We start from the raw sequence: 12,543 nt of genomic DNA on the forward strand, positions 1-12,543 counted from the left end.
CGGTCACAATATCGGCGGCATGCATGGCCGGATTACGCCGCGGCGGTTTTGCCGGACAGGCGCTGCAGGCGGGCCAGGGCGGACTCGCCGCCGGCCGCGCCCGGATTGCTGACGGACTTGCGGATGGCGTCCAGCTCGGCGGCCTGGTCGATCGGTCGCTGGCCGATGTCGGCCACGATCTTCATGCCGGCCGCTTCATTGCTGACCGACTGGGCGCGGCGGGTCAGCGCATTCAGCGCGCTGGAGTTGCCTTGCAGGCCTTTCAGGCCGTTGAGCTGCTCCTGGCGCTCGGCGCGCACTTGCTGCAGGTCGCGCTGGGCGTTGGCTTGCGCCAGCGCTTGCAGCGCCTTCTTGGCGGCGGCGTCGAAGTCGGCCAGCTGCTGCGACAGCGCGTCGACGATCTTCTGCAGCTCGTTCATGTATTCCTCGGCGTCGGCCTGCTCCTGGATTTCCAGCGGCAGGCGGGCCTTGTTCGACTCCAGCTCGTCGCAGAACAGGTTGATGGTCGCTTCCGAGATGCGGCCCGAGGCCAGGCGCTCGCCCAGCGTTTCGGCGGCCTTTTCGTCGTTGGCGATCAGCTCTTGCAGCTTGACCACGTCCGCGTGCTCCTTTTCGAAGGAGGAACGGGCCGACGCCAGCTTCTGGGCCGTGGCGCGCAAGGTGTCGGCCAGGCGGTCGCGGTCAGCCTCGGTCGCCGTTTCGGGATCGAAATTGGCAATCGCTTCGGAGACGCGGTCGCCCAGGGCGCCGAAGTGTTTGGTGATCAGACGCGCGGTTAAACCCCAGCCATTCGAAGTGCTCATGTTGTGCTTCCTTTCAGTAAGTTGAAACTGCCTGTGCGTGCCGCCGTCCTCACTGGATGACGAGACGTTCCTGCTCAACCGGTATGCCGATGACAAAATCGACATGGATACCGCGTTTCCCTGCGTCGCCGTTCACGCTGCGGAGGATCTCCGTGCTGATCAGCAAAAACTCCTTGCCTGCGCCGTTCAGCTGGCGCACATAGGGCATCAAATACATTTCCTGCTGCAAGCCGCCCATGCCGCCGGCGTCGTCGATGCGGGTTTCAGTGCCCTTGAACGGCGCCACGAATTCCGCGTCCGGATCGCCCGCGTCGCGCAGGTATTCCAGGCCCTCCTCGCCACCGAAGGCCAGGTCCAGGTCTTGCGGGTCCAGGCCGTAGCCGTCCAGCTGGGCGCGCCACAGGGTGTAGCTGGCGTCGCCCAGGCCGTAGCCGGCTTCGCCGGTATAGGCTTCCTGGTCCTCGGCGGTTTGCGGGATCACCCGCGCCAGCTGGGTGCAGTACAGGATCTCGGCCACCTGGCCCTGCTCGTTCACATACACTTGCAGAAACTTCTCATCGTCGGCGTCGTCGCCCTTGTCCAGGTAGTAGCGGTACAGCTTGCCGGACAGGTTGAGCTTGATGCGCGAGACGGCCAGGATGCGTGTGTCGCTGCCGTTCGGCATGCGGATCAGCGAACCGGCGGTGCTGGCGCGCAGCAGTGGCGACTGCTGCAGGCTGAGCACGCTGCCGATGCGCGCACCCAGCGGCAGTTGCTGGTCCGCCGGCGCCTCGGCCAGGCCGCGCTTGGTGGCCGCGCCACGCACATAATCCATTGCATCTTTCCAACCCATCTCAATCTCCCAAAGAATAGTTACGGCCGGCTTTCGGCTTCGTCAGGCGGCCGCGCAGCAAGCGCCAGCCGACGTAGCCCAGGCCGATGATCATGGCCCAGCCTAACCAGCCCAGGCCGCCCGATTCCTTGCGCTGCGGCTTGGCTTGCTCGGCCTGCACCGCATCCATCCCGGTGGCGCTGCCGGTTGCAGCGGCGCCGGCCGTTTCCGCTGCGGGGCCAGCCGGGGCGGCCGGGTCCACCGGGCCCAGCGCGCCGATGTCGGCCGGCACATTGCCCGGTACCGGCGCCGGCGCCTGGGCCGGCGTGCGGTTGGCATGGGCCGGACCGCTCAGGATGGAACCGAGCACCACGCCCGCCGCTGCGGCGCCGGCGGTCGCCAGGCGGCCGTTGCGGTCATAGCCCCGGCTGTCGTAACCGCGGTTGTCGTAGCCGCTCCGGTCATAGCCACGGTTGTCGTAGCCCCGGTTGTCGTAGCCGCGATTGTCGTAGCCGCGATTGTCATAGCGCGGCGCCTGCTGGCCGTACTGCGGCGACTGCTGCTGCTGCGGCTGGCGCGGCATGACCGGGTCCAGCGGCGGCAGGGTGCGCTGCTGCGCTTCGCGGGCGGCGCGCCGGCTGTCCATGGTGCGCAGCGCGTTTTCTTCGGCCTGGCGACGCGTCATGTCCTGCGACATGGCCGACTGGTTGCGCGAACCCGCGGCGCTGTCCGGCGCCCGGCGCGCCGAGCCGAACGAGCCGAACGAGGTATTGCCGCTGCGGGCGCTGTCGGCCTTGTTAGAATTGCTACTTCTTGCAGGGCTGCTCTTTTGCGACGAGAATCCGCTCTTGAACGAGCCGGAGCTCTTGGCCGGGCGCGTATCGGCATAGGCGCCGTTCATGGCCAGCGTCATCGACAAAACCAGCGCTATCGTAGTGCGGAGAGACTTCTTCATTGCCCCAACCTCAAAGTTGAATGATTAACAGCATAATGTTGATGCTTCATAAAAGCATCGGTAAAAAAGGACGCGCTTCACCATGACCCGCAAATACTCTGATATGAATCAACACGACGCGCTTTACACCGTGGCCCGGGGCTATCCCGGCGGCATAGAGGCATTGTCGCAATGCATGGGTATTTCCGTGAACGTATTACGTAACAAATTGTCACCCACGATTGCCTCGCACTACCCCTCGTTCGAAGAGGTCTCGGCCATCATAGAACTGTGCCAGAAAGCGGGGGTGAAAGACGCCCTGCTGCCCCTGCATGCCCTGCTGACGCGGCACGGCATGGCTGCGTTCGTCGTGCCGCTGCCCGAGAAAGTGGCGCAGGACGACCTGTCGCAAACCGTGTGCCGGGTGATGAGCCAGGTGGGTGACGTCGCCGAGGCCGTTTCACAATCTTTATTAGATGGCAAGATTACACCATCCGAGGCGGATCTGATAGAGCGCGAGTTTCACGACGCGCTGTCGGCGCTGGGGGAATGGCGGGCGCGGATACGCAATTTGGCAGGCGGAAAGTAAGACGGTAAAAAAAGAGCCGGCTGGGAGGGCCGGCTCGAACACTATTTTTAATTGGGAAAAGAAAAATAGTCGGGAACTTTTGACTGGCTCCACTGTATGAAAACGGGAGCCAGGCTGCCATCGGAATGTGATGAACTGCATAAATCGCGCCCTGGACGCGCGAAATCCCGGACTGAAATGCAGTGCGTTCCCGCCCTGTCCCTATTCACGCATCTTGCCGCGCTCGTCCTTGTCGTTGCGGTAGCGGCGGCCGCTGTTGTCGTCGCGCTGCTGTGGCGGCTGCGGCGCCTGCATCTGCGGCCGGGGCGCGGGCTGCGCTTGCGGCTGAGGCTGAGGTTGCGGCTGGGCTTGCTGTGGCGGCGCCCGGAACACCGGCGCTTCACGCTGCTCGCGCTGCTCACGTTGCTCGCGCTGCACCCGTTCCCGCTGCTCGCGCATGCGCTGCTCGGCGCCGTCGTCGCGCTGGCGGAACTGGGCGGCCGGCTGCGGCGCGGCTTGCGCCGGCTGCGCAAACGGGTGCTGCGGCTGCGGCTGCGGCTGCTGAGCCTGGATGGACTGGCGATTCCAGCGCTGGCCCCCTTCGCGGCGCTCGCGGTCGTCATTCTGCTCCCGCTCGCGCACCATGCGCGCGCGGCGCTCGTCGTCCCCGTTACGGTCGGCCGTCTGCGGACGCGGCGTGACGATCGGCGCGGCAGGCGCGGGAAACTGCTGCTGCGGTTGCTGAGCCTGCTGCTGCGGAGCAGCGGCGGGGGGCTGCGCAAACGGCTGGCTGATGCTGTTCCTCGGCTGGCGCACGAAGCCGTCGCCCCGCTCGCGCCGGGTTTCAATCACGCGGCCCGGCGTCACCGCGCCCGGCGTCATGCGGGTCAGCGGCAGCGGCGCGGTCGAGATCGGCACATTGCGGGCGTCGTTGGGCGCCAGAGAAATGCGCGGCGCCTTGTTGACGTTGACGGTGCGGCGCGCATCGAACTGGTCGCGCGGCAGCACGGTCACGCCTTCGCGGCGCACTTCGCGCTGCGGCTTCCAGCGCACACTGTTCTGGTGGTGCCAGCCCAGGCGCCGCTCGTGCTCGGCCGATACCCGGTAGTAGGGCACGAAGCGGTCGCGCGGGGTCAGCGGATACCAGCCCACGCCGGGGCCGTTATGCCGGTTGGCGAACGCCACGCTCCAGTTGCTGCCGCCCACCCAGCCCACCAGCGCCGGCGCCCACACCGGGCGCGACGTGAAGCGGCCCGGCGCCCAGTACCAGCGCGTGTCCAGCATCACCCAGCGGCCATAGTGCGAGGGCGCGTAGCCCCAAGGGGCGTCGTCGACCCAGGTCCAGCCCCACGGGTCCAGCCAGGTCCAGCGGCCGTCGCGGTAGGGCGCCCAGCCCAGCGGCACCGAGCGCGGCGACCACAGCGGGCCGTACTCGTCGCTGTCGCGCCAGCTGCCGTGCTGGTCCAGCTCCTCGTAGCCGGTGACGTCGGCCGTCAGGTAGCGCAGCGACTGGGAATTCTCGTCGCGCTGGTCGCGCGCCATCACCCATTCGTCGAAACGGTCGCGCTGCGCCTGCCCGGTGCTGACCTGGTCGCCCTGCACCACCGCGCGCTTGCCGGCGCGCAGCGTCAATGCCGTGCCGCCGCCATCGACGCTGGCCACGCCCAGCAGCACGGACACCGTGCTGGTGTCCGGCTGGCGTTCGGCATCGACCCGCACCAGGCCGGGTTCCAGCAGGGTGACGCGGGCTTGCGGGGTGGTCAGCTCAAAGTCGCCCAGCATTTCGCCGCTGCGCAGGCGCACGCTGGCGGTGCCGTAATTCAGGCGCAGGCGCAGGCTGTCGTCGTCCAGCGCTTCCACTTCCAGGCTGGAATCGCCGTCCATGCGGATGGCTGCCGAACCGATGCGAAATTCCAGGCGGGAACCACGGGCGGCGGTGATGCGGGTGCCGCTGGCCACCGGCCAGTTCACCAGGCTGCCGCTGGCTTCTTCGCCGTCGGCCTCGACCGTCACCTGGCCCTCGGCGCTGGAAATGCGGCCCACGCGGCCGGGCGGATCGTCGTCCGCCAGCGCCAGCGAGCTGACGGCAACCAGCGCAGTCAGCAGGATGATGTGTACAAGTTTGCGGCCCATGGCGGCACTCCAATAGGTGATTGGTACTGATGGACTCATTTAACGCCGCATTTGCGTTTCCGGCGACGCCGGTTACAAATGTTTTCACATTGTAGAACGCGGCTACATCCTCAGGCGCGGTGCTCAGGCGTGGGAACCGCCGCGTTTGACGAAGAACAGCGCGGCGCCCACCGCCATCAGCAGGCCGCCGAACACGCGGTTCTGGCGCTTGACGGCGCGCGCGTCGCGGAAGAAGCGCTGCATGGAGGCGGCCAGGAAAGCGTAGCTGTGCATCACCACCAGGTCGATGGTGCACATGGTGGCGGCCAGGATCAGCAGCTGCGGCAGCAGCGGATGCTCTTGCGAAATGAACTGCGGCAGCACCGCCACCATGAAGATGATGCCCTTGGGATTGGTGGCATTGGTGAGGAAACCGGTCAGCACGCGCTTTTGCAGCGACGGCAGCTCGGCCCTGGCCGGCGCACCGCGATCGGCGCCGGCCGGCGCCGGCTGCACCTTGGCGCGCCACTGGCTGAAGCCAAGCCAGATCAGGTACAGCGCGCCCACCGTCTTGACCACGTTGAAGGCCAGCTCCGAAGCGAGCAGCAGCGAGCCGACGCCGGCGCCGGCTATGGCCAGCACCAGCAGCAGGCCCGCCTGCAGGCCCAGGATGGTGCCGCTGGCCTTGCGCACGCCATACGACAGGCCGTGCGACATCGACAGCACCGCGCCGGAGCCGGGCGAGACGGCAATGATGGAGGCGGCGATAACGAAAGTGATCCAGGTGCTGAAGGCCATGCTGAGGGTTCCGGTGCGGGTTTGTTGAGCGGCCATTGTAGCGCGGGCAGCACGCGCTTGCGTCAACTCATGCCTGGCGGCAGTTGCTTATGATGTAAGATTAGCGCTGCTTCCACTTATTTCCCACGCACCATGAAAAAACACGCTCCCGCCCGCCTGTCCACCGCTGTCCGGGGAGGCCGCTGAGATGGCCGGCACCAGTCTGCTGGCCCTGATCGACGACATCACCACCATCCTTGATGACGTCGCCGCCATGAGCAAGGTCGCCGCCAAGAAAACCGCCGGCGTGCTGGGCGACGACCTAGCCCTGAACGCCCAGCAGGTGGCCGGCGTGAACGCCGACCGCGAACTGCCGGTGGTGTGGGCGGTGGCCATCGGCTCCATGAAGAACAAGGCCATCCTGGTGCCTGCCGCGCTGGCCATCAGCGCGTTCGCGCCCTGGGCCATCACGCCGCTGCTGATGCTGGGCGGCGCCTACCTGTGCTTCGAAGGCTTTGAAAAGATCGCCCACAAATACCTGCACAGCGAGCACGAGGACGAGCAGCACCACGCCGAGCTGGTGGCCGCCGTGGCCAATCCCGACGTGGACATGGTGGCGCTGGAGAAAGACAAGATCAAGGGCGCCATCCGCACCGACTTCATCCTGTCGGCCGAGATCATCGTGATCGCGCTGGGCACGGTGGCCAATGCGCCGTTCTCGCAGCAGGTGGCGGTGCTGGCCAGCATCGCGGTGGCGATGACGGTGGGCGTGTACGGCATCGTGGCGGCCATCGTCAAGATGGATGACGCCGGCCTGTACCTGACGCAGCGCCCCGGCGCCAGCGGCTTCACGCGCGGCCTGGGCCGCTTCCTGCTGGCGGCGGCCCCCAAGCTGATGAAGTTCCTGTCGGTGGCCGGCACGCTGGCCATGTTCATGGTGGGCGGCGGCATCCTGACGCACGGCATTCCCGCCGCGCACGACGTGATCCACCACGCGGCCGAGTTCGTCGGTTCCGCGCCCGGCCTGGGCGGCGTGCTGCAGGCGGTCACGCCGTCGCTGCTGGACGCCGTCGCCGGCGTGATCGCCGGCGCGCTGGTGCTGGTGGGCGTGATGGCGGCCGGCCGATTCTTGCGCTTGTTCAAGCGCTCGCATTGACATTTCTGGTTTGATAGCAGTTCGGGCGCCAGCCGGCGCCCGGCCATAAGAATGGAGAGAGCATGAACAAGAACACGCCGCAACGCCCGACCGCCGCCTTCGTGGGCGCCTCCTGGGCGGCCCTGCTGGTGGGCGCCGCCACCTATCTGACCGGGCTGTGGAACGCCACCATGCAGCTCAACGAGAAGGGCTATTACTTCACCTTGCTGGCCTACGGCCTGTTCGCCGCCGTGTCGCTGCAAAAGTCGGTGCGCGACCGCATGGAAGGCATCCCGGTCACCAATATGTATTTCGGCCTGTGCTGGATTTCGCTGCTGCTGGCCTTGCTGCTGCTGTCGGTGGGCCTGTTCAACGCCACGCTGGCGCCCAGCGAAAAAGGCTTCTACGCCATGTCTTTCGTGCTGAGCCTGTTTGCCGCCGTGGCGGTGCAGAAAAACGTGCGCGACAGCGCCGGCAGCAAGGACGAACCGCAGTCCGGCGAAGTGTGATGCAACACGGCTGCGCCCATGCTACGCAGCCGGCTTCTTCTTTTTGGGCGCCGGCAACGGCAGCGCGGCCGCCGTGCGCCGCGCCAGCTCCGCCAGCCATTCGCGGTCGTCCCACTGATCGCCCGGTATCACGTACCACGGCTTGGCCTGCGGATAAGGCTGCGCCTGCCGCGGCTCGCCTATCCAGGCGCGGCTGGCCGCCACCGGCTTGATGAACAGCTGGTCGTCGCACACCAGTGCGAACATCTTGCCGTCGCAGTAGAGCGCGTATTCGCCAAACATCTTGCGCGCCGCCAAGGTGCCCGCGCCCGCCATCTGGTCCACCAGAAAATCCACCGTGCCCTGCTGAGATGCCATCGCCGCTCCCTGGTCCGCGTTGCTTGTCTTGCCTCATTTGCTTTCCTATTATGCCAGCAGGGGCCGGAACTTTCCGCCGGCGCCCAAGTCACACCGAGACCAAGCACCGTGGAGGACAGCGATGACAGACCTGCAAAAACGCTTGCACATGGCGATGTCGGCAGCGCACATGGCAATCTGGGACTCCGTGTTGAAGGACGGGAAGGTTGCCGAGGGCATGGTGCACTGGTCGCCCGACGGCGCGGCGCTGCTGGGCCTGCCCGCACGCCAGTGCGAGCAGCCGTTCCGGGACTTCCTGGCATTCGTGCACCCGGACGACCGCGACCAGCTGTTCGAACGCATGCAGGACGCCGCCGACCGCTGCCGCGACTACGAGGTGGAGTACCGCGTGGTGTGGCAGGACGGCAGCGTGCACTGGCTGGCCGCGAAAGCCCACGCCGACTGCAGTCAACAGGGCGTGGCCGAGCGCACGCTGGGCATCGTCTGGGACATCACCGCGCGCAAGCTGCAGGAACTGGAAACGGCGGAACAAAAAGAACTGGCGGAAGTGACGCTGGCGTCGATCGGCGACGGCGTGGTCACCACCGACGCGAAAGGCAACACGCGCTTCCTGAACCGCGTCGCCGAGCAGCTGACCGGCTGGAGCCAGGACCTGGCCAGCGGCCTGCCGATCGAACAGACCATGAAGCTGGTGTACGACAGCCCGCAGCCGGGGGACCAGCAATTGCCGCAGGCGCTGCGCGCCGACCCGGTCAGCGCCCCCGAGCACGTGGCCACGCGCTGCCTGCGCCTGCGCCAGTCTATCGGGGTGAGCAACGGCACCCAGCTCATCACGCGGGACGGGCGTTCGATCGCCATCGAAGATTCGGCCTCGCCGATCTGGTCCGGCAATGGCGACATGCTGGGCACGGTGGTGGTGTTCCGCGACGTGAGCCACGAGCGCAAGCTGACCCAGCAGCTGTCCTGGTACGCCAGCCACGACACGCTGACCGGCCTGATGAACCGGCGCGAATTCGAACACCAGATCGCCGCCGCGCTGCATTCGGCCAAGCACGAGGGCCACACGCACGCGCTGCTGTACATCGACCTGGACCAGTTCAAGGTGGTCAACGACACCTGCGGCCACAGCGCCGGCGACGTGCTGCTGCAGCTGCTGGCCAAGATGCTGCAAACCCAGATGCGCGACAGCGACGTGCTGGCCCGGCTGGGCGGCGACGAGCTGGGCGTGCTGCTGCCGCACTGTCCGCCCAACCAGGCCATGCTGATCGCCGACCAGCTGCGCCAGTCGATCAAGAATTTCCGCTTCGTGTGGGACAGCCGCAGTTTCGAGATCGGCGCCAGCATCGGCCTGGTGGAGATCAACCACGACAGCAAGTCGATGACCGACCTGCTGATGGCGGCCGACCAGGCCTGCTACCTGGCCAAGGAGCAGGGCCGCAACCGGGTGCACCACTACATGGAGTCGGACTTGAAGCTGGCCCAGCGGCAAGGCGAGATGCAGTGGGTGTCGCGCCTGAACGAGGCTTTCGAGCACAACTACTTCCGCCTGTTCGCGCTGCCCATCGTGCACCTGGGCACGCACGACGAGGAGCACGACGAGGTGCTGATCCGCATCCAGAACAACAAGGGCGACCTGATCCTGCCGGGCGCCTTCATCCCGGCCGCCGAGCGCTACGACCTGATGGTGGCGATCGACCGCTGGGTGATACGCGCGGTGTGCGACTATGTGCGCAGCGAGCGGGTGGCGCAGCGCTCGAACGGCACGCTGTACTCGGTCAACCTGTCCGGCACCTCGCTCAACGACGAGGGGCTGCACGACTACATCCTGGCGCAGTTCGCCGAGTTCGGCGTCGATCCGACGCGCATCTGCTTCGAAATCACGGAAACGGCCGCCATTGCCAACCTGCCCAAGGCGCAGGTGTTTATGTCGCGCCTGAAAGCCCTGGGCTGCCGCTTCTCGCTGGACGACTTCGGCAGCGGCCTGTCCTCGTTCGCCTACCTGAAGGCGCTGCCGGTGGACTACCTGAAGATCGACGGCATGTTCATCCGCGACATCAAGAGCAACGCCATCAACTGCGCGCTGGTCAAAGCCATCAATGAAGTGGGCCACGTGATGGGCATGCTGACCGTGGCCGAGTACGTGGAGGACGAGGAAACCCTCAGCCTGGTGCGCGGCCTCGGGGTCGATTATGCCCAGGGGCACGCGGTGGGAATGCCGCGGCCGATGTTAAGCAGCACCGATTAGATCGCATACGATGTATAATGGGAACTCTCAACCAGGAGTTCCCATGGACCCGTCCGCCCCCGCTGCACCCGACGCCGCCAAGCTGCCGCTGGCGGACTACCTGTGCTTTGCCATCTATTCGGCCAACCTGGCCTTCGGCAAGGCGTACAAGCCCATCCTCGACGAGCTGGGCCTGACGTACACGCAGTACATCACCATCATCGCGCTGTCCGAGCAGGATGGCCAGACCGTCAGCGGCCTGGGCGAGAAGCTGTTCCTGGAGTCGAACACGCTGACGCCCATCCTGAAGAAGCTGGAAGCCCAGGGCTACCTGACGCGGCGGCGCGACGCGGCCGACGAGCGCCAGGTGCTGGTCAGCCTGACCGACGCGGGCCAGCAACTGCGCCGCAAGGCCTCCGAGGGCAAAAACCTGTTCCAGGCCTGCGGCCTGTCGGCCCAGGAATTTCCGAAAATGCAAAAAAGCGTGGTGGCGCTGCGCGACAACCTGCTGAGATCGCTGCCCGAGAAATGAAGCGGGCGCAATCCGGGCATTTTTGATCTACATCAATAAAATTGCCCGCCGCACTCCTTACACTGGCTGCATGTCTTGCGATAGAGCAAGCAAACAGCCCGCAGGAGAGCACAGATGCGCACCAATTTACCCGTCACCAACCGTGAAGTCGAGATTGCAGAAGACCAGGCCATCGTCTCGAAGACTGATCTGAATGGCAATATTGTCTACGTCAATCCCTACTTCGTGCAGGTCAGCGGCTTTAGCGAACAGGAACTGATCGGCGCGCCGCAGAATATCGTGCGCCATCCCGACATGCCGCCGCAAGCCTTCGCCGACCTGTGGAGCTCGATCCGCAGCGGCACGCCGTGGACCGGGCTGGTGAAAAACCGCTGCAAGAACGGCGACTACTATTGGGTCAAGGCCAATATCACGCCGATCCGCGAAAACGGCCAGACCCTGGGCTATATGTCGGTGCGCACCAAGGCCTCGAACGAGCAGGTGCGGGCCGCCGAGCAGGCTTACCGCCAGATCCGCGAAGGCGGCAAGACGGCCGGCATCGTCATCAAGAACGGCCAGCTGATCCACCCCGGCGTGGGCAACCTGCTGTCGCGCCTGGGCCATTTCTCGCTGGCCGCGCGCATCTGGGCCGCCACCAGCGGCGTCAACACGCTGCTGCTGTTCGTCTGCCTGGCCAGCCTGTTCGGCGACGGCAGTTCCGGGCTGACCCGCTACACCATCTTCGGTGCCACCTTCATCGGCCTGCTGGTCAATGTGTTCCTGTGGTACACCCTGCGCACCAGCGTGCTGCAGCCGCTGGGCAAGGCGCTGGACGGCGCGCGCGCCATCGCCGCGGGCGACCTGTCCGGGTCCTTCGACACCAGCGCCACCGACGAGGTGGGCCAGCTGCTGCGCGCCCTGCAACAGATGAACAGCAACCTGATCGCCACCATCCGCGACGTGCGCGTCAACGTGGAAACCATGGCCGTGGCCACGCGCCAGATCGCCGCCGGCAACGCCGACCTGTCCGGCCGCACCGAAGCGCAGGCCGCCAGCCTGGAAGAAACCGCGTCCAGCATCGAGGAGTTCGCCTCGACCGTGAAGCAGAACGCCGAGAATTCGGTGCAGGCCAACGAACTGGCGCTGGCCGCCTCCAGCGTGGCGGTGGAAGGCGGCGAGATCGTCGCCGACGTGATCGCCACCATGGACGACATCAACGCGTCCTCGCGCAAGATCGTCGACATCATCGCCCTGATCGAAGGCATCGCCTTCCAGACCAATATCCTGGCGCTGAACGCGGCGGTCGAGGCGGCCCGCGCCGGCGAACAGGGACGCGGCTTCGCCGTGGTGGCGGGCGAGGTGCGCAACCTGGCGCAGCGCTCGTCGGTGGCGGCCAAGGACATCAAGCACCTGATCGACGTCTCGGTGGGCAAGGTCAGCGCCGGCATGACGCAGGTGCACCGCGCCGGCGCCACCATGGAACAGGTGGTCAGCTCGGTCAAGCAGGTCACGGCCATCATGCACGAGATCTCGGTGGCCTCGCGCGAACAGAGCATCGGCGTGGACCAGGTGAACCAGGCCATTGCCCATATGGACCAGGTGACGCAGCAGAACGCGGCGCTGGTGGAGGAAGCGGCGGCGGCGGCCAACAGCCTGGCGGTGGAAGCGGGCGGCCTGTCGCAGGCGGTCAGCCTGTTCAAGTTCGGCAAGCGCGCGCTGCCGGCGCAGCGCGGCAAAGTGAGCCCGATCCGCAGCAGCGGCAAGGGCAAAGACAGCGGCGCCAAGCGCCTGGCTGCGTGAAA

General features: G+C 66.3%; 12 protein-coding genes. 6 read left to right on the forward strand and 6 right to left on the reverse strand.

Annotation, left to right across the window (positions count from 1 at the left end):
- Positions 1-32: 32 nt before the first annotated feature.
- From AC6H42_RS07865 to AC6H42_RS07875, 3 genes are read right to left on the reverse strand one after another with little or no spacing between them, the layout of a single operon-like run.
- On the reverse strand, positions 33-803 hold the full coding sequence (locus AC6H42_RS07865) for a hypothetical protein (protein WP_057154197.1): 771 nt from the start codon (positions 801-803) through the stop codon (positions 33-35).
- 49 nt (positions 804-852) lie between these two features.
- Positions 853-1,617: a DUF2491 family protein gene (locus AC6H42_RS07870; RefSeq protein ID WP_229418103.1), complete on the reverse strand. Its 765-nt coding sequence runs from the start codon at positions 1,615-1,617 to the stop codon at positions 853-855.
- A 19-nt stretch (positions 1,618-1,636) separates the two neighbouring features.
- Positions 1,637-2,569, reverse strand: a complete 933-nt coding sequence (locus AC6H42_RS07875; RefSeq protein ID WP_497547779.1) for a hypothetical protein — start codon at positions 2,567-2,569, stop codon at positions 1,637-1,639.
- Between the two features lie 82 nt (positions 2,570-2,651).
- Here AC6H42_RS07875 and AC6H42_RS07880 point away from each other — a divergent pair, with 82 nt between their 5' ends.
- Complete coding sequence (locus tag AC6H42_RS07880; RefSeq protein WP_057154200.1) at positions 2,652-3,137, forward strand: phage regulatory CII family protein; 486 nt, start codon at positions 2,652-2,654, stop codon at positions 3,135-3,137.
- 201 nt (positions 3,138-3,338) lie between these two features.
- On the opposite strand, the gene AC6H42_RS07885 is transcribed toward AC6H42_RS07880, so the two are convergent.
- Together AC6H42_RS07885 and AC6H42_RS07890 are read right to left on the reverse strand one after the other, a co-directional pair.
- Complete coding sequence (locus tag AC6H42_RS07885; protein WP_497547780.1) at positions 3,339-5,249, reverse strand: DUF6600 domain-containing protein; 1,911 nt, start codon at positions 5,247-5,249, stop codon at positions 3,339-3,341.
- 123 nt (positions 5,250-5,372) lie between these two features.
- Positions 5,373-6,026, reverse strand: coding sequence for a LysE family transporter (locus AC6H42_RS07890; protein ID WP_497547781.1), 654 nt, complete (start codon positions 6,024-6,026; stop codon positions 5,373-5,375).
- Positions 6,027-6,213: 187 nt separating this feature from the next.
- On the opposite strand from AC6H42_RS07890, the gene AC6H42_RS07895 reads away from it, so the two are divergent.
- Positions 6,214-7,161 carry a DUF808 domain-containing protein gene (locus AC6H42_RS07895; protein ID WP_057154203.1) on the forward strand — a complete coding sequence of 316 codons (948 nt, stop codon included), beginning with the start codon at positions 6,214-6,216 and terminating at the stop codon, positions 7,159-7,161.
- A gap of 62 nt (positions 7,162-7,223) precedes the next feature.
- Positions 7,224-7,649 (forward strand): inner membrane protein YiaA, encoded by a 426-nt coding sequence (gene yiaA, locus AC6H42_RS07900; RefSeq protein ID WP_057154204.1) that lies wholly within the window; start codon positions 7,224-7,226, stop codon positions 7,647-7,649.
- Between the two features lie 21 nt (positions 7,650-7,670).
- On the opposite strand, the gene AC6H42_RS07905 is transcribed toward yiaA, so the two are convergent.
- Positions 7,671-8,006 (reverse strand): TfoX/Sxy family protein, encoded by a 336-nt coding sequence (locus tag AC6H42_RS07905; RefSeq protein WP_057154205.1) that lies wholly within the window; start codon positions 8,004-8,006, stop codon positions 7,671-7,673.
- Between the two features lie 121 nt (positions 8,007-8,127).
- Here AC6H42_RS07905 and AC6H42_RS07910 point away from each other — a divergent pair, with 121 nt between their 5' ends.
- The 3 genes from AC6H42_RS07910 to AC6H42_RS07920 all read left to right on the forward strand — a co-directional run bounded on the left by AC6H42_RS07910 (position 8,128) and on the right by AC6H42_RS07920 (position 12,541).
- Entirely contained in the window at positions 8,128-10,251 is a 2,124-nt protein-coding gene (locus AC6H42_RS07910; protein ID WP_497547782.1) for an EAL domain-containing protein, read from the forward strand.
- 43 nt (positions 10,252-10,294) lie between these two features.
- Positions 10,295-10,762, forward strand: coding sequence for a MarR family winged helix-turn-helix transcriptional regulator (locus AC6H42_RS07915; protein ID WP_497547783.1), 468 nt, complete (start codon positions 10,295-10,297; stop codon positions 10,760-10,762).
- A gap of 114 nt (positions 10,763-10,876) precedes the next feature.
- Positions 10,877-12,541 (forward strand): methyl-accepting chemotaxis protein, encoded by a 1,665-nt coding sequence (locus AC6H42_RS07920; protein ID WP_497547784.1) that lies wholly within the window; start codon positions 10,877-10,879, stop codon positions 12,539-12,541.
- Positions 12,542-12,543: the final 2 nt, after the last annotated feature.

Source organism: Massilia sp. NBRC 108631, assembly GCF_059704565.1.

Bases quoted from the DNA above. Each gene is read 5' to 3' on its own strand.
- AC6H42_RS07865 (WP_057154197.1), bottom strand. From the start codon at position 803: ATGAGCACTTCGAATGGCTGGGGTTTAACCGCGCGTCTGATCACCAAA.
- AC6H42_RS07870 (WP_229418103.1), bottom strand. From the start codon at position 1,617: ATGGATTATGTGCGTGGCGCGGCCACCAAGCGCGGCCTGGCCGAGGCG.
- AC6H42_RS07875 (WP_497547779.1), bottom strand. From the start codon at position 2,569: ATGAAGAAGTCTCTCCGCACTACGATAGCGCTGGTTTTGTCGATGACG.
- AC6H42_RS07880 (WP_057154200.1), top strand. From the start codon at position 2,652: ATGACCCGCAAATACTCTGATATGAATCAACACGACGCGCTTTACACC.
- AC6H42_RS07885 (WP_497547780.1), bottom strand. From the start codon at position 5,249: ATGGGCCGCAAACTTGTACACATCATCCTGCTGACTGCGCTGGTTGCC.
- AC6H42_RS07890 (WP_497547781.1), bottom strand. From the start codon at position 6,026: ATGGCCTTCAGCACCTGGATCACTTTCGTTATCGCCGCCTCCATCATT.
- AC6H42_RS07895 (WP_057154203.1), top strand. From the start codon at position 6,214: ATGGCCGGCACCAGTCTGCTGGCCCTGATCGACGACATCACCACCATC.
- yiaA (WP_057154204.1), top strand. From the start codon at position 7,224: ATGAACAAGAACACGCCGCAACGCCCGACCGCCGCCTTCGTGGGCGCC.
- AC6H42_RS07905 (WP_057154205.1), bottom strand. From the start codon at position 8,006: ATGGCATCTCAGCAGGGCACGGTGGATTTTCTGGTGGACCAGATGGCG.
- AC6H42_RS07910 (WP_497547782.1), top strand. From the start codon at position 8,128: ATGACAGACCTGCAAAAACGCTTGCACATGGCGATGTCGGCAGCGCAC.
- AC6H42_RS07915 (WP_497547783.1), top strand. From the start codon at position 10,295: ATGGACCCGTCCGCCCCCGCTGCACCCGACGCCGCCAAGCTGCCGCTG.
- AC6H42_RS07920 (WP_497547784.1), top strand. From the start codon at position 10,877: ATGCGCACCAATTTACCCGTCACCAACCGTGAAGTCGAGATTGCAGAA.